At 60.8% G+C, this 16,651-nt stretch carries 16 protein-coding genes; 9 read left to right on the top strand and 7 right to left on the bottom strand.

Annotation, left to right across the window (positions count from 1 at the left end; translation table 11 throughout):
- Positions 1-108: 108 nt before the first annotated feature.
- Positions 109-1,035: a LysR family transcriptional regulator gene (locus C2E16_RS03480; RefSeq protein WP_084971342.1), complete on the bottom strand. Its 927-nt coding sequence runs from the start codon at positions 1,033-1,035 to the stop codon at positions 109-111.
- 105 nt (positions 1,036-1,140) lie between these two features.
- On the opposite strand from C2E16_RS03480, the gene C2E16_RS03475 reads away from it, so the two are divergent.
- Both C2E16_RS03475 and C2E16_RS03470 read left to right on the top strand, forming a co-directional pair.
- Positions 1,141-1,530 (top strand): tautomerase family protein, encoded by a 390-nt coding sequence (locus C2E16_RS03475; protein WP_084971340.1) that lies wholly within the window; start codon positions 1,141-1,143, stop codon positions 1,528-1,530.
- A 156-nt stretch (positions 1,531-1,686) separates the two neighbouring features.
- A complete protein-coding gene (locus C2E16_RS03470; protein ID WP_084971338.1) occupies positions 1,687-3,453 on the top strand; it encodes a glycerol-3-phosphate dehydrogenase/oxidase in 1,767 nt (588 codons plus the stop codon).
- 18 nt (positions 3,454-3,471) lie between these two features.
- On the opposite strand, the gene C2E16_RS03465 is transcribed toward C2E16_RS03470, so the two are convergent.
- Positions 3,472-3,810 (bottom strand): hypothetical protein, encoded by a 339-nt coding sequence (locus tag C2E16_RS03465; RefSeq protein ID WP_144380572.1) that lies wholly within the window; start codon positions 3,808-3,810, stop codon positions 3,472-3,474.
- On the opposite strand from C2E16_RS03465, the gene opgB reads away from it, so the two are divergent.
- Entirely contained in the window at positions 3,788-6,079 is a 2,292-nt protein-coding gene (gene opgB, locus C2E16_RS03460) for a phosphatidylglycerol--membrane-oligosaccharide glycerophosphotransferase (RefSeq protein WP_084971336.1), read from the top strand. The genes C2E16_RS03465 and opgB overlap by 23 nt on opposite strands.
- A 107-nt stretch (positions 6,080-6,186) precedes the next feature.
- On the opposite strand, the gene C2E16_RS03455 is transcribed toward opgB, so the two are convergent.
- Positions 6,187-7,257 (bottom strand): LacI family DNA-binding transcriptional regulator, encoded by a 1,071-nt coding sequence (locus tag C2E16_RS03455; RefSeq protein WP_084971335.1) that lies wholly within the window; start codon positions 7,255-7,257, stop codon positions 6,187-6,189.
- A 201-nt stretch (positions 7,258-7,458) separates the two neighbouring features.
- Between C2E16_RS03455 and C2E16_RS03450 the strand changes: the two genes are divergently transcribed.
- From C2E16_RS03450 to C2E16_RS03430, 5 genes are all read left to right on the top strand, one after another.
- Positions 7,459-8,277 carry an ABC transporter substrate-binding protein gene (locus C2E16_RS03450; protein WP_038628560.1) on the top strand — a complete coding sequence of 273 codons (819 nt, stop codon included), beginning with the start codon at positions 7,459-7,461 and terminating at the stop codon, positions 8,275-8,277.
- A 79-nt stretch (positions 8,278-8,356) separates the two neighbouring features.
- Complete coding sequence (locus tag C2E16_RS03445) at positions 8,357-9,184, top strand: amino acid ABC transporter permease (RefSeq protein ID WP_038628562.1); 828 nt, start codon at positions 8,357-8,359, stop codon at positions 9,182-9,184.
- On the top strand, positions 9,174-9,947 hold the full coding sequence (locus tag C2E16_RS03440) for an amino acid ABC transporter ATP-binding protein (RefSeq protein WP_052133955.1): 774 nt from the start codon (positions 9,174-9,176) through the stop codon (positions 9,945-9,947). The genes C2E16_RS03445 and C2E16_RS03440 overlap by 11 nt, the downstream gene beginning before the upstream one ends.
- Positions 9,947-11,017, top strand: coding sequence for a Gfo/Idh/MocA family protein (locus C2E16_RS03435; RefSeq protein ID WP_104951416.1), 1,071 nt, complete (start codon positions 9,947-9,949; stop codon positions 11,015-11,017). Before C2E16_RS03440 ends, C2E16_RS03435 begins: the two co-directional genes overlap by 1 nt.
- A gap of 43 nt (positions 11,018-11,060) precedes the next feature.
- Positions 11,061-12,188, top strand: a complete 1,128-nt coding sequence (locus C2E16_RS03430; RefSeq protein WP_038628566.1) for an NAD(P)/FAD-dependent oxidoreductase — start codon at positions 11,061-11,063, stop codon at positions 12,186-12,188.
- 145 nt (positions 12,189-12,333) lie between these two features.
- Here C2E16_RS03430 and C2E16_RS03425 read toward each other — a convergent pair whose 3' ends face one another.
- Positions 12,334-12,897, bottom strand: coding sequence for an RcnB family protein (locus C2E16_RS03425; RefSeq protein ID WP_084971452.1), 564 nt, complete (start codon positions 12,895-12,897; stop codon positions 12,334-12,336).
- Between the two features lie 248 nt (positions 12,898-13,145).
- Between C2E16_RS03425 and C2E16_RS03420 the strand changes: the two genes are divergently transcribed.
- Positions 13,146-13,583, top strand: a complete 438-nt coding sequence (locus tag C2E16_RS03420) for a DcrB-related protein (protein WP_038628570.1) — start codon at positions 13,146-13,148, stop codon at positions 13,581-13,583.
- 105 nt (positions 13,584-13,688) lie between these two features.
- Here the strand turns inward: C2E16_RS03420 and C2E16_RS03415 are convergent, their stop codons facing one another.
- From C2E16_RS03415 to C2E16_RS03405, 3 genes are all read right to left on the bottom strand, one after another.
- A complete protein-coding gene (locus tag C2E16_RS03415) occupies positions 13,689-14,456 on the bottom strand; it encodes a class I SAM-dependent methyltransferase (protein WP_038628572.1) in 768 nt (255 codons plus the stop codon).
- Positions 14,457-14,557: 101 nt separating this feature from the next.
- Positions 14,558-15,568, bottom strand: coding sequence for an SIS domain-containing protein (locus C2E16_RS03410; RefSeq protein WP_038628574.1), 1,011 nt, complete (start codon positions 15,566-15,568; stop codon positions 14,558-14,560).
- Between the two features lie 21 nt (positions 15,569-15,589).
- A complete protein-coding gene (locus C2E16_RS03405) occupies positions 15,590-16,651 on the bottom strand; it encodes an SIS domain-containing protein (protein WP_038628576.1) in 1,062 nt (353 codons plus the stop codon).

Here is a 16,651-nt window from a genome sequence, read left to right as displayed (position 1 = left end):
CTTAATTATTTTGTGCAGGGAATAACTGAAGGCTAATCGGCAGGCGGATCATAAAACTTTAACAATAATTCACTTTCACGGGCCGGTTTTCCGACCCGCTGCACAACGCTAGCGCGCCGGCGTCTGAAAGCGCTGGCGCAGCCACTGGCTAAGCTCCGTGACCGCGCGCGGCACGCGAGCAGCCCAGGGTCGAACGATCCAGATATGGCTGGCGAAGGCGCCCATAATACGCCACTGCGGCAGCAGCTGACGCAACCTTCCTTCCGCCAGCGCCTGACGTGCGCTGAAATCCGGCAGCATCGCAATCCCCAGCCCGTCCAGCGCCGCATCGCGGATCGATTCGCTGTTATTAGTGGCGAACGGGCCGCGCACTTCGACCACGATCTCCCGCTGCGGCTGCGCCGGATCGCTAAAGCGCCAGCGCGGCGGCTCGGTGCCGCGCGGGTAGTAAAGGCAGTCGTGACGGCTGAGATCCTGCGGGTGCTGCGGTTCACCGTGCGCCGCCAGCCAGGCGGGCGACGCCACCAGCAGCGCCTGAGTGTCGCACAATAGCTGGGCGACATGGGTTTCCGGCAGCGCGTTGCTGTGGCGGATGGCCAGATCGAACCCTTCGCTGGCGAGCGAAACCAGCCGGTCGGTCACTTCCAGCTGGATGCGCACCTGCGGATGCAGGCGCAAAAAATCGCGGATATGCGGCTGCAACTGCTGACGGGCAAAGGCGACCGGCGCCGTGATGCGCACCCGTCCGCGCAGCGGCCCGCTGCTGTCGCGCACGGCGTAGAAGCTCTGTTCAATCTCGGCGAAGGGCGTGCGCAGCTCCTGTACCAGCTTCTCTCCCGCCTCGGTCAGCCGCACGCTGCGCGTGGTGCGCAGTACCAGCGGCACGCCCGCCAGCGTTTCCAGCTCTTTAATCTTCTGGCTCATCGCCGCCTTGCTGACTTCAAGCCGCTCCGCCGCGCGGGTAAAGCTGCCCTGTTCCGCCAGCACCGTCAGCCAGTGCAGATGCAGCCAGAGCGCGTCCGTTTTCAGTTTCATTACAATTGTTCAAAATAGTAAACAATGCGTTCAACTATACCGCTTTTTCTTCCGTTGAGAAGCGGCCAGGATAGAGGCCAAAGAGAGGCTTAACGGGAGAAAACCATGCCGCTGCTGCAATTCGATTTGATTGAAGGCCGTTCGGAACGTGAACTAAAAACCTTGCTCGACGCGGCGCATCGGGCGGTGCTAACGGCGTTTAAGGTGCCGGAGCGCGACCGCTACCAGATTGTTCATGAAAACAAACGCTATCAGATGGTGTTTGAAGATACCGGCCTCGGCCTGACGCGCAGCGATAACCTGGTAATGGTACGTGTCTATACCAGCCCACGTAGCAGCGAACAGAAGCAGCGGTTTATGGCCGAACTGGCGCGCGAGCTGGAGAGCTGCTGCGGCGTGCGCGGCAGCGATCTGATGATCAGCTTTATCTCTAACGACAAAGGCGACTGGAGCTTCGCCAACGGCGTGGCGCAGTACCTGACCGGCGACCTGTAACGGCCGCGCGGTTTTACAGAAAAATATCGATCCAGGTCACATATATGGACTTTATGCGGCCCATTTTTTGCCCTCTCCTCCCACGGCGAAAATAATTGCAGGAGCAAGCCGTTAACGCTGAGCCAGCGCATCCTGCGGCTGGCGGAGGAGGAAAAAATGCGGAAACAGGAAGTGGTGGTGAAGCGCAATCGGGAAGAGAAGCTCGCCGCGCTGCGCCAGCGCAATCGCACGCCGGTGCTGATTGTCGGCGGCGGCATCAATGGCATCAGTACCTTTCGCGAGCTGGCGTTGCAGGGCGTGCCGGTGGTGCTGGTGGAAAAAGATGACTGGTGCCAGGCGGCCAGCGGCGCGCTGTCGCGTATGATCCACGGCGGCCTGCGCTATCTGGAAACCGGCGAGTTCGATTTAGTGAAAGAGTCGGTGCAGGAGCGCGACCGGCTGCTAAAAAATGCCCCTCATTACGTCTCTCCCCTGCGCACCACGGTGCCCATCGATAGCTGGGGCGGCGGCCTGGTCAACGCCAGCAAACGCTTCTTACGCCTGGGCGAACAGCCAACGCGACGCGGCGCGCTGCTGATCAAAACCGGCCTGTCGCTCTACGATTTTTATACCCGTCAGCAGGGCAATATGCCGCGTCATCGGCTCAACAACACGGCGGAAACCCGTACTCGCTGGCCCGGCTTCGCCGACTGGGTAAGATACAGCGCCACCTACTATGACGCCTGGATCAAAGCGCCGGAGCGGCTGGGCGTGGAGCTGGTGCTGGATGCGGAAAACAGCAACGCCGCAGCGCTGGCGCTGAACTACGTCAGCCTGGTGGAGAGCGACGGCGAGCGGGTAACGCTGCGCGACAATCTCACCAACGCGATTTTCACCCTTGAGCCGCATGTGATCGTCAACGCCACCGGCGCCTGGATCGACAAGATCAACCACAGCCTGCTGCCGGCGGATCCACCGAAGCTTATCGGCGGCACGAAAGGATCGCACCTGATCATCGACAGCCCGGCGCTGCTGGCCGAGCTGCGCGACGAAATGGTCTATTACGAAAATCAGGACGGACGCGTCTGCATTATGTTCCCCTGGTACGGCAAGGTGCTGGTCGGTTCGACCGATATTCGCGTCGACGACCCGGACGATATCGCCTGCTCCGCAGAGGAACAGCGCTATATTCTTGAGTCGCTGCGCTTTATCTTTCCGCATATCGACGTCACCGACGACGACGTGATCTACACCTTTGCGGGCGTGCGTCCGCTGCCCGCCAGCGACACTGAAGTGAGCGGCCGCATCACGCGTAACCATTCGCTGGTTTACTTTCCGCCTGACGCCACGCGCGATTTTTCCGTGCTGAACCTGGTAGGCGGCAAATGGACCACCTTCCGCCGTTTCGGCGAACAGGCAGCGGATCGGGTGCTGCGGCTTCTGGGCGAGAAACGTCTGCGTTCTACCGAAAATATGGCGATCGGCGGCGGGCGCAATTTTCCCTGCCCGGAACGCCGCGCTAGCTGGATCCGCGAGCTGAGCGCCAAATATCAGCTACCGGAGAGCCGCATCGATCGGCTGGTGGAGCGCTACGGCACGCGTGCCGAGCCGCTGCTGCGCCAAATCGCCGCGAACGATGAGCAGCCGTTGCAGCATCACGCCGACTACAGTGATACCGAGCTGCGCTGGCTGATTAAGGAGGAACAGGTGGTGATGCTGGAAGACCTGCTGCTGCGCCGCACCGCGCTCGGCATCTCCGGCCAGCTGACGCCGCCGCTGATGGCGGAAATCGCGCACCTGATGGCGCAGGAGATGGGCTGGAACGATGCCTGTCGCCAGCAGCAGCTGGAACGGACCCTTTCCCGCCTGGCGCGTCTGCACGGCGTCTCCGGGCTTCGTTTAGCCTCCTCTTCTCAATCCGCAGAAGAGATGCAGGTCGTTTAGCCGTAAAGCCTGTTAGCGTTATTTTTTACTGCTGATGCTCAGCGTTTTATCAGATGCCTCTACCGCTACCGGTTTCTGGCGCAACTTTGACCCGGTGCGCGACGTCCCGCCGTCCGACGCACCCTTTCTCCGAAGCGCCAGCGCATATTCACAAAGCTGCCGCTGCACGTTCAGCCCGCTCAATGTCTGAATTTGCGCGCTGCGCGCCACAGTTGTGATATGGCGTATTGCAGGGATGTGACAGTCAGGATAGATTGAAAAAATTCTGCTCTCCCCTGTCATAAAAGCGATTCTGGCGCGCGATAGCCGCCCGCTTGCGCATGAGGAAATTTCGTTGTCTGAACTCTTTTCAGTCATCCTGTTTGTGGCGTCGATTGTTATTTACGCCTGTAAAGCCGGACGCAATACCTTTTGGTATCTGGCGCTGCTGCTGGTGCTTGGCCTGTTTATCATTCTTAACGCCACCCTGTACGCCAGTAACTACTTCACCGGCGAAGGGATTAACGATGCGGTGCTCTATACCCTGACCAACAGTCTGACAGGCGCAGGCGTCAGCAAATATGTGCTGCCCGGCATCGGACTGGTGCTGGCGCTGTTTCTGGTCTTTTGCCTGCTTTCCTGGCTGCTGCGGCGACGCGGCGATCGGCCGCACCATTTCGGCTACAGCCTGTTGGCGCTGCTGCTGGCGATCAGCTCGATTAAAACCACGCCCGCCTTTCAGCAGGTGGTCGATCTGCTCGGCTCGCAGAGCCGCGTCGGCGATTCCGACTTCGCGCAGTGGTATCACGTGCCGCAAAAGCAGATCGCCAAACCGACGCTGAACCTGGTCTATATCTATGGCGAAAGCCTGGAGCGCACCTGGTTCGACGAACAGGCATTTCCCGGCCTGGCGCCGGAGCTGAGCCGCCTGAAACAGCAGCAGGCGCTCGATTTCTCACAGACCGAGCAGCTGCCCGGCACCGAATACACCATCGCCGGGATGGTCGCCTCGCAGTGCGGCATTCCGCTGTTCGCCCCCTTTGAAGGCAACGCCTCGGCATCGCTCTCCAGCTTCTTCCCGCAGAATATCTGCCTGGGCGACATCCTGAAAAACTCCGGCTATCAGACATATTTTATGCAGGGTGCCGATCTGCGCTTCGCTGGCAAAGATACCTTTTTGAAGTCGCACGGCATCGATCATCTGTACGGCTTGCAGGAGTTGAAAGATCAGGTCGCCGATCCAGCCTACCGCAATAACTGGGGCTTCTATGACGATACGGTAATGGATGAGGTATGGCAGAAGTTCGAGCAGCTGTCGCAGCAGAAACAGCCTTTCGCCCTGTTTACCCTGACGGTCGACACCCATCACCCGGACGGCTTTATCTCGCGCAGCTGCGATCGTAAAAGCTACAGCTATGAAGGCAAACCGAACCAGTCGTTCAGCGCCGTCGCCTGTAGTCAGCAGCACGTGGCGCGCCTGATAGAACGCATTCTCGCGTCGCCGTGGGCGAAAAACACCCTGATTGTGGTCTCGTCCGATCACCTGGCGATGAACAATACCGCATGGAAATACCTGAATGCCCATCAGCGCGACAACCTGTTTATGGTGATTCGCGGCGACCGCGCGCAGCCGCAGCTGTTGACGATGAAGCGCAGCTCGCTGGATAACGGCGCCACCGTGCTGGATCTGCTCGGCGGCGACAAGGCGATAGGCCTTGGACGCAGCTCCCTCTCGGATCGGTCGCTGTCGGATCAGTTCGATATGAAGAAAAAGGTGCTGACATGGAAACCGGACGTTATCCAGCTGTGGGGCTTCCCGAAACGTATCGACCGTTTTAGCGTCGACCGCGAGAAAAACAGCATCAGCTTCTCCGGCGCGCATTTCAGCCTGCCGTTGCTGCTCAAAATTAGCAAAGATAAAGTCGAGCCGCTGCCGGAAGGGGAATATGCCGCGCCGCTGCGCTATCAGCTGGCCGATTTCGCCGCCGATGAGAAATTCGTCTGGGTCGACCGCTGCTTTAAAATGGCGCGGCTGTGGCAGCCGACGCTGGCGCTCTCAACCGACCTCTGCGTGGCGCAGGGTCAGCTTGGCGCGCAGCCGCAGGTAGAACGCATCGACAGCGCGAACTGGCAGGGCGAAGTGCGTATCCCCCAGCAGAAGCTGGATGCGCTGCGCCATCAGCAAAATGTGGCCGCGCTGAAGATCGCCGATAACGATATTCGCTACGAGGCGGATAGCTTTAAGCTCGACGTGCCGGGCGCGCCGCTGGCGGTGAAGCAGTTCAGCGGCATTTCCCGGCCGGAAGCCTGGGGCCGCTGGTCCAACGCTAACCTCGCGCCGGAAGTGACGATCGATTACGTCAAACCGCTGCCGCCGCGTTTCGATCTGGTGATCCGCGCCAAAGCTTTTGGCCCCAATGCGCAGCGCCCGATTCCGGTGCGCGTCGGCGACCAGCAGCAGACCATGACGCTGGGCCATGAGGTGAGTACCGTGACGCTGCACTTCACCAACCCCAACGGCAGCAGCCAGCTGGTGATTATGCCGCCGGAACCGCAGCTCTCTAACGAGGGTAATATCATTGGTCAGGATCCGCGCAAGCTGGGTATCGGCATGGTGGAAATCAAAGTGGTGCCGGTAGCCGGTTAGTCGGGTTAAATAACAAAAGGGAGCGGACAACCGCTCCCTTTTTTATTGGCCTTCATACCGCGCTTACGCAAAACGTTCTACCGTTTGCCGCAGATTGAGCGGCCTGTTCAGCGCGGCGCCGGGCCGGTCGAGCCGCGTCGGATGTAGCGCGTTTCAAACGCAGGCATCGGGCCGGGATCCTGGCCGCGGATCTGGGCGATAATACGCCGCGCCGCCTCGCAGCCCATTTCATACACCGGCTGCGCAATCACCGACAGCGGCGGCGAGACGATCTCCGTCCAGGGGAAATTATCGTACATCACAAACGACAGATCCTGCGGGATGCGCAGGCCGCGCAGATGAAACTCGCGCATCAGCGACTGGGCGATCAGACTGTCAGAGGCGATCACCGCCGTCGGCGGCGCGGCATCGGCGAACAGCTCTTCAACGATACGCGCCACCGCCGCGTCGTCCAGCGCGTTGGGCTTGATTAGCGTCGGCGCGAAGGGCACCTCCGCCACGCGAAACGCCTGCTCCATACCGGCGATACGCTGGGCCACTGGCGTCAGCCCCATGTCTTCCGGGCTGCGGTAAGGCTCCGCGCAGTTCATGCTGGTGACGTAAGCGATGCGGCGGTGCCCCGCTTCCAGCAACTCCTGCGTCGCCTGCTGCGCCGTACGGGTGAAATCGACGCCGATCACCTCCACATCCATGTCATATACCGCACGATCGAATAAAGTCAGCGCCCTGCCCTCCGCCAGCACCTGCGCCAGATGCGGGTTGTGGCTGGCGGCGGAGCTACAAGGCGCGACGATAATGCCGTCGACCCGCTTTTCCAGCATGACGCGCACCGCTTCCTGCTCAATCGCCACCTGTTCGTCGCTGTTGCTAAGGATGACGTGGTAGCCCGCCTCGCGCGCCACATCGGAAATGCCGCGCAGCGCCAGGCCGAAATGGGGGTTCTCAATATCGCCGACGATAACGCCCAGGGTATTGGAACGCCCGGTGTTCATGCTGCGCGCCAGCTCGTTAGGGCGATAGCCGAGGCGCTCTGCCGCCGCCTGCACGCGCGTCATGACCTCCTCGCTAACGGCGCCGTAACCGCCCAGCGCCCTGGCCGCCTGCGCTTTAGAAACCTTCGCCTCGCGCGCCACGTCGGCGGTCGTCGGGGCTTTCATTCGCATATTTGTACTTGTCATAATTAATTCGAATCACAGGTTGAAGGTTCGATCATTGACGACTCAGAAAGGCTGTGCTTAATATCACTGTAACTGATTTGAGACCGGTCTCACAACGACTCTTCTCCATAATCAGCACCTGCATTGAGACCGGTCTCATACTAATTAAACGACCCCGGTTTCAATAGTCGTTGATGTTTTAACAACAAAAACGGACTACTTATGAAATCGCACAACATCCTGTTCAAAATGGCCGTCGCGCTTATCGCCTCGGCCTCCATCGCGACTCTCTCTACCCGCGCCGCCGCCGCGGACGACAATCCCTACGGCCTGATTGAACCCGGTCATATGCGGGTCGCCAGTCTGGGCGATGCAAAACCCTACACCTTTACCGATGCTTCAGGCAATTTTACCGGCTTCGATATTGAATTCTTTACCAACGTCGCCCATCGCCTTGGCGTTAAGCAGGTCGATTTTATCGGTCAGGATTTTTCCGGCATTCTGCCCGCGGTCGCTAACGGGCAGTATGACGCTGGCGTCGCGGCGATCGGCATTACGCCGGAGCGCGCCAAAACCGTCGATTTTACCACCGGCTATCTGGCGGGCTACCTGACGGTGCTGACCCGCAGCGATACTGGCATCAAGGATGTCGGCACGCTGGCGAAACGCCGTATGGGTGTGGTGCAAGGCACATTGCAAGAGAGCTATGCGGTGAAACACTTCCCGCAGACCGATCTGGTGCGCTTCCCCGACAACAACGCCGCCATCTCTTCCCTGAATAATGGCACGCTGGACGCCGTCTTCCTCGATTTCGAGGCGGCCAAAAGCTATGCCGCTCGCTTCAAACTGGTCCACGCGGCCGATATTCCGTCGTTTGACGCGCCCGCTGGCTTCGCCATTGCGAAACAGAAGCCCGCGCTGAAAGCGGCACTGGATAAAGCCATCACCGACGCCATGCAGGACGGCACCTGGAAACGCCTCTATGAGAAGTGGTTCCCAGGCTCGCCGATGCCGAAACAGTACCTGCCCGGCGCGCAGTAATACCGCCTTCTCAGAAACCAGCCTGTTCCACCGGGCGGGGATAGTTGCGTCCCGCCCCTGAAAAAAGCGAGTGCTTACTATGGACCTGTTCGAGATTCTGTCGCGGACCTTCTTCGATTTCCCGTCGATGATGGCCGTTTTTCCCCAGCTGCTGGGGACCGGTTTAATCAATACCCTGATCATCTCTCTGGCCGCTACCGTGCTGGGCACCAGCTTCGGCCTGCTGCTGGCGCTGATGGCGATCTCGCCGTCACGCTGGCTGCGCCTGCCAGCGCGCATCTATACCGATCTGTTTCGCGGCCTGCCGTCGATTTTAACTATCCTGCTGATCGGCCAGGGCCTGGCGCGCTTTAGCTATCAGCTGTTCGGCCCAACGCCCTACCCGCTCGGCATCTTCGCCCTCAGCCTGATCGCCAGCGCCTATATGGGGGAAATATTTCGCTCCGGCATTCAGAGCGTCGATAAAGGCCAGCTGGAAGCCTGCCGCGCGCTCGGCATGAGCTACGGCCGCGCCATGGCGCTGATCATCATTCCGCAGGGCATTCGCCGCGTGCTGCCAGCGGTGGTGAACCAGTTTATCTCGATCATCAAAGATTCCTCGCTGGTCTACCTGCTGGGGCTGATGGTGGGCCAGCGCGAACTGTTCCGCGTCGGCCAGGACGCCGCGGTGCTGACCGGCAACCTCTCGCCGTTGATGCTGGCAGGGATGTTCTATCTGGTGATCACGGTACCGATGACTCATCTGGTTAATACCATCGACGAGCGTTACCGCACCGGCCGCCGCCGCGCCAGCGCGCCGCAGAGCGGCCTGAAAGAGCTGGATGAAGTGCAGCAGAGCACGCCTCCGCTGAAGCCCGGCCGCACGGCCCCTCTCTCCACCCATCGGGAGCAACAGTATGCTGAATAACGCCTTAGCTGTGGATACCACGCAGGAGCCCGCCTTTCACGGCGCCACGCTGGAGCTGCGCAACCTGACGCTGGCCTATGGCGACGTCGAGGTGCTGCGCAACGTCTCGCTGCATATTCCGGCGGGCAGCACCACCTGCATTATCGGCCCGTCCGGGTCGGGCAAATCGACGCTGCTGCGCGGCATCAACCGGCTACACGAGCCGAAAACCGGCGATGTGCTGCTGGCGGGCCGCTCGGTACTGAAAGAGAAGCCGGACGCGCTGCGCCTGCGCATCGGCATGGTGTTTCAGCACTTTAATCTGTTTCCCGACCACACCGCGCTGCAAAACGTGGCGCTGGCGCCGTGGAAAATTAAAAAGCTGCCGAAGCAGCAGGCGCTGGAGATCGCCCGGCTGCGGCTGGACGAGGTGGGGCTGACGCAGCGCGCCGATCATCGGCCGCGCGATCTCTCTGGCGGTCAGCAGCAGCGCGTGGCGATCGCCAGAGCGCTGGCGATGGACCCGGAGGTAATGCTGTTCGACGAGGCGACCTCGGCGCTCGACCCGGAACTGGTGAAAGGGGTCCTGAATCTGATGGCCGATCTCTGTCAGCGCGGCATGACGATGGTGGTGGTCACGCATGAGATGGGCTTCGCGCGCAAGGTGGCCGACCAGGTGGTATTTATGGACGAAGGCGAGATCGTCGAGAGCGGCACGCCGGAAGCGATCTTTGAACGTCCCCGCTCGGCGCGCCTGCGCCGCTTCTTATCGGAGGTGCTCTGATGCCCTTGCTGCAAGGAAAGATCCGCACGGCGGTCGTGGGGTTCGGCATATCCGGCCAGGTATTTCACGCGCCGCTGCTGGCCGCCGATCCGCACTTTGCGCTGACGGCGATTGTCACCGCCGACGCGGAACGGCGCAGGCTGGCGCAGCAGCGCTATCCGCAGGCGCGGCTGGTGGAGAGCTGGCCGCAGCTGCTGGCGCTGATTGACTCGGGCGAGCTGCGGCTCGATCTGATCGTGCTCGGCACGCCGCCGGAAGGGCATCGCGCGCAGGCGGAGGCGGCTATCGCCCGCGGCCTGCATCTGGCGATCGATAAGCCTTTTGTCGCCAACAGCCGCGACGGCGAAGCGCTGATCGCCGCCGCGCAGGCGGCGGGCACGCTGCTGACGGTATTTCAGAACCGACGCTGGGACGGCGATTTTCTGACGGTGCGCAGGCTGCTTAGCCAGCAAGCGCTGGGCGAAGTGCGCAGCTTTGAATCGCGTTTTGAGTGGTGGCGCCCGCAGGGCTTCGGCAACTGGCGCGACCGCGCCAACGTGGCGGAAGGCGGCGGCCTGCTGCTCGATCTCGGCAGCCATCTTATCGATCAGGCGTTACAGCTGTTCGGCCCGGTGACGGAAAGCTATGCCGAACTGGCGCGCCATACCCTGCCCGCGCAGTCGGATGCGGATGAGGAAAGCTTCGTTTCGCTGCTGCACGCAAACGGCATACGCACCCGGCTGTGGATGAACGGACTCGCCGCCCGTCAGGGGCCGCGCTTTCATCTGCTGGGCAGCCGCGCAGGTTTTACCAAGTGGGGACTGGATAACCAGGAGCCCCTGCTTGCAGCTGGCATGACGCCGTTGGACGCGCGGTACGGTATAGAGGAGGCCAGCCGCTGGGGGACGCTGACCCGCGATGGCGAAAATAAGCCTGTTGAAACCGAGCGCGGCGATTACCCCGCCTTTTACCGCCTGCTGGCCAATGCGCTGCTGGAGGGCGGCCCGCCGCCGGTGGACGCCGCCGAATCGCTGGCGGCGCTGCGCCTGATTGAAGATTTGCATACCCGTTACGCCGTCCGCAACGCCTGAGGCGGCCCCTATTCAATCTGTTACCTGAACAAGGAACCACCCTATGTCTTTGCAGAAAAATGAAAAAATCGTCGCCGTGATCGGCGGCGGCGCGATTGGCGTTTCCAGCGCGGTGCATCTGCTGCGCCAGGGCGCGCAGGTGGTGTTGATTACCGAAGCGGAGCTGTGTTCCGGCGCCTCTGGCCGCTCGCTATCCTGGCTCAATTCCGCTGGCGAGCGCGCGCGTGAATATCATGCGCTGCGTATGGCGGGCATCGATCGCTACCGCACGCTGTTCGCGCAACATCCCGATCTTCCGTGGCTGCGCTTTGACGGCGGCCTCTACTGGGCGGCGGACGACGATCGCGGCACGCACGCGCGCCACGCCCTGGAAAGCGCGCACGGCTACGATTCGAAGCTGGTCGGCCCGGAAACCGTCGGCGGCTGCGCGCGCAATATCGCGCCGGAGGCGATGGCCGACAAGGCGATTTTCAACCCCGGCGAAGGCTGGGTCAGCCTGCCGCACCTGATCGGCTGGTTGATGGAGGAGTTTCATCAGCGCGGCGGCAGGCTGATAGAGCATGCCGGTAAAGCCGCAGTGAAAACCGACGCCGCCGGACGCGCCTGCGGCGTCGCCACGGCGCTGGCAGGCGAGATTGATGCCGACGCGGTGCTGGTCGCCTGCGGCCCGCAAACCCCGGACGTGGTGGCGCCGCTGGGCGTGAAGATTCCCAACGGATCGCCGGTATCGATGTTGGTCACGACCGATCCCATCGATACGCCGGTAGATGTGGTGATGAACACGCCGCGCGCCGCGATACGTCCGAATCCGGGCGCGACGCTGGCGATCGATCATGACTGGTATGAGGAACATATTCGCCGCGCCGCAGACGGACAGTACACCATCCCGGAAGCGGTGGTAGAGGAGCTGGTACAGGAGGCGAGCAAGCTGATCGCCGGCCGGCCAGCGCTGCGCGCCAGCGGCTGGAAAGCGGGTCTGAAGCCGATTCCGGGCGACGGCAATCCGGTTTTCGGTGAACTGAAAAAGGCGCCGGGCTGCTTCGTCGCCTTTACCCACTCAGGCGCGACGCTGGCGCTGATCGCCGGCGAGCTGCTGGCGGATGAGATTATCAGCGGCGAGCCCCACCCGATGTTCGCCACCTTCCGCGCCGAACGCTTTAGCCAGGCGTAACCGTTGAAACCGGGGCGGCCTGCCTGCCCCGGCGACGCGGTGCGCTGTGGTAGCTCCGCCTCGCCCGACGCGCTAAAAGCCAGAAACGACAGCGGCCAGACGCCGATAAAGCGCTGGCCGCAAACAGCTGGTTTCCCGTTATGACTTAGTGAAAGAAGATATCGCCCGATTTCGCCTTCACGATCTTTCCTTCGCCTTTAGTGATCAGCACATAGTTGCCGCCCATGTAGGTCCAGTGGCTATCCGCCTCCGGGGCAGGCAGGTGACGTTTTTGCCACTCGGTGATCTCATAAGTCTTGCTGTGATATTTTTCCGGCACCGTATCGCCAATCGTGTATCGCCGGGAATCGCTAAAGAACTCGGTGACTTCGTACGGCTCTTTTGGCGCCTGCGCGGCGTCCGGCGGCGTTTCAGCCTGCGGCCGGGTTTGCGTCGGGTCCTGCGGCATGGCGCTTTCCGGCGCGCCCTGAGTTGGGTCCTGCTGGTTCTGCTGGTCCGGCGTCTGCGGCACCGGCTGCGCCGGATTCGCTGGCGTTTGTTCCGGCGCCGGCTGTCCCGGATTGCCCTGCGTCTGCGGCGCCGACTGAATCGGATTTTCCTGCGTTTGCGCCGGGTCCGTAGCCTGCTCGCCTTCCGCATAGGCGACAGAAGTGAATGCCAACGCGCTAATCAATGCGCCCGAAAATAAAAGTTTGTGAGTGTTACGCATGGTTTCTCCTGTTATCCCTGCCCCGCTGTTACGGGCGCTTATTTTAGTGACAACAAATTACCCTTGGTTACGTCAACAGTCTCAACATTTATTGTGAACTTTAATGTTTTTCGCTACAGGCTGATCATTATTTCAACAACCGCTCTACCGCAGGCACCCGTATGTGTCACTTTTCCTTACCTGGCATATGGTTATTTCGTTTTCGCTGTGTAAAAATCATATTTTTCAATGCAAAAGGAACTGCAAAAATGACCCAAACAGCATCCCGCTGCCTGTTTACCGAAGGCAGCATTACCCTTCCCGAAGGCTATCTGGATCAGACCGCTAACCTGTTCAGAACGGCAAACATCGCCGCCCCCACTTATACCATATCGCGCGATCGGCTGCCGCCGGGCATGACGTTGCAAGACTATATCAGCGGCCAGCTGGCGTTAATGCAAAAGCATCTGCCGAACTGGCAGACGAAGCAGCGCGACAGCGCACGGTTGGGGAAACAAGAGATCGAGGGAGAGCGGATCGTCACCACCTTCCAGCGCGAGGGTCGCCCCATCGCACAGCAGCAGGCGATATTCATGCTGAACGCATCGCAGATTCTGGTGTTTACCCAGACTAAAAACGGCGCGCTGACCGACGAGGAATGCGCGCAGTTTTCCGCGCTGCTTGCCAGCTTTACGCCAACCGCCTGATCTCCACAGGCTCGATGCATCCGCGTCGGCCTGTGCTGCCGCAACCTTAACGCGGGCGGCGCAGGCTGGCCGCACCTTCAGCGGGAAGGCGCCATCCTTCCCTTTTTAGCTTTTGCGCGAACAGCAGACGATATAGTTCATTTGTCGCCGCTGAGAGCGGAAATAGCGGAACATCCCAACAAAGCGCCGTCTGTTTTCACGGTTTTTCAGCCCGTTAAAAATAATTTTCAGCGTTCTCAGCACGCCTTCATCTTTTAACATGCCGCGCGGCGACATCAGCGTCATCGGGCCGTGATGCGTCGCTACCTGGCTAAAGCCATTTTGATAAAACAGCGCCTGCCATTCGGGCTGCGTCATTGGGCTGACGTTCGATTTCACCACCTGTTGCAGCTGCGTATCCGCCTGCGCTTCCAGCTCGCCGCGCGTCAGCATAATATCGTGCGTCAGCAAACAGCCGCCGGGTTTCAGTACGCGATAATATTCGCGCACCAGTCGCTGTTTGGCCTTATCGGCATACATAGTGAGCATCGCTTCGTTAATCACCACGTCAAAGCTGTTATCCGGGAAAGGAAGATGGTGAGCGTTAGCTTCGCTCAGCTGGATGCGGTCGGCGAGACCGGCGGCGTCAACGTTTTCCTGCGCCTTGCGCAGCGCCTGCTTGTCCATATCCACGGCGTGAACCCGGCAGCCGAAGCGGGAAACCAGCTCGATAGAGGTAGTGCCCATATTGCAGGCGATCTCCAGCACCTGGCTTTCGGCGGTAAATCCGGCCTGCGCAAACAGCCATTCGGTCGCGTCCGCGCCGCCGGGGCGCAGCCGGGTTTTGCCCAGGCTCGCCAGAAAAGTATGCCCCGCTTTATTACTGTCAGACATGATGACCTCGCGCCAAGTTAAGTTGCATTAATTATGCAACTTTAGAGAAGCGAAGTTAAGCCGGAAGCCGCCCTCTCCGGCTGCGGAAAGGGCGGGCGGCATTAATAATCAAACTGGCGGTAGTAGCGGCGGATATTCAGGTCGTGGCCGGTATATTTTTCAAAGTGCGCCGCCAGTCGATCCACCAGCAGCGTGGAGGCGACGCAGGGCGCCATAATCCAGCGGTACGCTTCGTCAATGCCGCTCAGACGGTAGTCGCGCGGATCGATCACGACGACGTGGTCGCTGATTTTACGGGCGAACGCCTCGACGCGATCGTCCAGCGTGCGGCATTTGCCTTCGCCTTTCACCAGGAACAGCGGCACCTCTTTTTCCAGCAGCTCCAGCGTGCCGTGGAAAAACTCCGCCGAGCTGACCGATTTGGTGCGCTTCCACTGCATCTCCTCCAGAATGCACATCGAAAAGAGGTAGACTTCGCCCCACATCTCCGCGCCGCCGATCCACATCATATAGTCGCTGGCGTGATACTGGCGGGCAATGGCGTCGGCGCGATCGTTAAAGTCGCGCTTGGCCTGCAACAGGTTTTCCGGCAGCTGTTCCAGCTGGCTGGCGAAGCGGTCGTAGTCGGCAAATTCGCCGTTCAGCGCCACCAGGCGGAAGAACAGCCAGTAGAGCAGCATATATTCAAACTCGACGCCGTTTTTATGGCGCATCGGAATATGCCAGCTGGCGGCGGCGGCCAGCGGCGAATCGGCGTTTTTGGTAATGGCGACAACGCGAATGCCCTGCGCCTTGCACCATTCGGCTATCGCCACTGACTCTTTGGTGTCGCCCGATTTCGACAGGGTAATCACCACCGAATCCTTGCTCAGCTTTTTATTGCCTTTCGCGATCAGCTCCGCCGCCTGCTCCACGTAGACCGGCAGCGCGGTGCACTCTTTGGCGAACTCATTGATGGCCATCATCGGCGCCAGCGAGCCGCCGACCGAAGCGAAAAAGAGGTTGCTGAAGCCCGTCTGGTGAATGGTTTCCGCCACCTGTTCGGCGATTTCGCGCGCAGCGATGATCTCACGAGTACTGGTCAGGTACTCGTCCTGATTAAAACCCAACATATTATTTCTCCTGAGGAATGATTAGATTTTGCTTTGCAGCACCTTGTCGAAATCGTCAAAAATCCGCACGCCTAAATCGATGCCCTTCAGCGTGGCGACGCGGTACGCCATGATCTGCACCGGCACAATCAGCAGCAGCGGCGCGAGCAAGGGATCGAGAGGGAAATCGAGCGCCAGCGTGGTTTCATCGCCGTCGCCCTGCGCGCTAAGGGTCAGCGCGGCCCGAACGTGCGGACGCATATAGTTGCGCAGCGCCGCGCTGCGTGAGTTGGGCGCATCTTCAATAAACAGCAGCAGATGGCTGGCGTTCGCCTCCAGATAGGGGCCGTGCATATAGGCTTCCAGCTCAAAGCCGCTGGAGGGGCAACGCACGGTTTCAGTGAACTTGGTCTCAAACTCCTGCGCCACGCCAGCCAGCGCGCCGTAGCCGATGGCGACATAGCGCGTCGCCTGCGCCAGCAGCGTCTGATGGCGATCGATAAATGCGTCGGTGCGGCGCATCGTCTCCGGCAGATAGCGCGTCAGCGCGCGCAGCGACTGAAGCAGACTCTCCCGCCGCGCGGCGCCAAGTTCGCCCTGCGCTTCGCCGATCATCATCGCCATCAGCAGCAGGTTCAGCACCGTGGCGCTGAAGCCGACGGTAACGAATCCCACCGGCTCAATGCCGCAGTTGATGTCCAGCAGCGCATCCGCCTCGCGCGCCAGCGGGCTGTGCGGATCGGATGTCAGGCTCCAGACCTGTCGTCCCGCCGCCTGCGCCTTGCGCTGCGCCTGTAGCGTGGAGTGGCTTTTTCCGCTCTGCGACAGGGCGACGATCCAGTCAGCCTGCTCGTCCAGCCGCTCGTAGTGGGTAAAGGGGTACGGCTCTTTAATCTCCACCTGCACCCCGGCCCACTGGCTGAAGGCGAACGCGGCGCACTGGGCGGCGTTCATCGACGAACCGGTAGCGAGGATCAGCAGGCGTCGCACCGGCCCCTGCGCCAGCCGCTGCCGCACCGGCGCCAGCGTCGTTTCATATTCGTTCAGTATGCGCGCCAGAATTTCCGGCTCGCTTTCGATACAGTGCATCATGGTGACCGACAT

Origin of the sequence: Mixta calida (assembly GCF_002953215.1) — a bacterium.
Lineage (GTDB): Bacteria > Pseudomonadota > Gammaproteobacteria > Enterobacterales > Enterobacteriaceae > Mixta > Mixta calida.
Note: the sequence above shows the minus strand (reverse complement) of the source record. Positions and strands in the feature narration are given on the sequence as shown.

Bases quoted from the DNA above. Each gene is read 5' to 3' on its own strand.
- C2E16_RS03440 (WP_052133955.1), top strand. From the start codon at position 9,174: ATGCTGAATAACGCCTTAGCTGTGGATACCACGCAGGAGCCCGCCTTT.
- C2E16_RS03445 (WP_038628562.1), top strand. From the start codon at position 8,357: ATGGACCTGTTCGAGATTCTGTCGCGGACCTTCTTCGATTTCCCGTCG.
- C2E16_RS03425 (WP_084971452.1), bottom strand. From the start codon at position 12,897: ATGCGTAACACTCACAAACTTTTATTTTCGGGCGCATTGATTAGCGCG.
- C2E16_RS03415 (WP_038628572.1), bottom strand. From the start codon at position 14,456: ATGTCTGACAGTAATAAAGCGGGGCATACTTTTCTGGCGAGCCTGGGC.
- C2E16_RS03480 (WP_084971342.1), bottom strand. From the start codon at position 1,035: ATGAAACTGAAAACGGACGCGCTCTGGCTGCATCTGCACTGGCTGACG.
- C2E16_RS03455 (WP_084971335.1), bottom strand. From the start codon at position 7,257: ATGACAAGTACAAATATGCGAATGAAAGCCCCGACGACCGCCGACGTG.
- C2E16_RS03465 (WP_144380572.1), bottom strand. From the start codon at position 3,810: ATGACTGAAAAGAGTTCAGACAACGAAATTTCCTCATGCGCAAGCGGG.
- C2E16_RS03410 (WP_038628574.1), bottom strand. From the start codon at position 15,568: ATGTTGGGTTTTAATCAGGACGAGTACCTGACCAGTACTCGTGAGATC.
- C2E16_RS03420 (WP_038628570.1), top strand. From the start codon at position 13,146: ATGACCCAAACAGCATCCCGCTGCCTGTTTACCGAAGGCAGCATTACC.
- C2E16_RS03450 (WP_038628560.1), top strand. From the start codon at position 7,459: ATGAAATCGCACAACATCCTGTTCAAAATGGCCGTCGCGCTTATCGCC.
- C2E16_RS03430 (WP_038628566.1), top strand. From the start codon at position 11,061: ATGTCTTTGCAGAAAAATGAAAAAATCGTCGCCGTGATCGGCGGCGGC.
- C2E16_RS03470 (WP_084971338.1), top strand. From the start codon at position 1,687: ATGCGGAAACAGGAAGTGGTGGTGAAGCGCAATCGGGAAGAGAAGCTC.
- C2E16_RS03435 (WP_104951416.1), top strand. From the start codon at position 9,947: ATGCCCTTGCTGCAAGGAAAGATCCGCACGGCGGTCGTGGGGTTCGGC.
- C2E16_RS03405 (WP_038628576.1), bottom strand. From the start codon at position 16,651: ATGTCGGTCACCATGATGCACTGTATCGAAAGCGAGCCGGAAATTCTG.
- C2E16_RS03475 (WP_084971340.1), top strand. From the start codon at position 1,141: ATGCCGCTGCTGCAATTCGATTTGATTGAAGGCCGTTCGGAACGTGAA.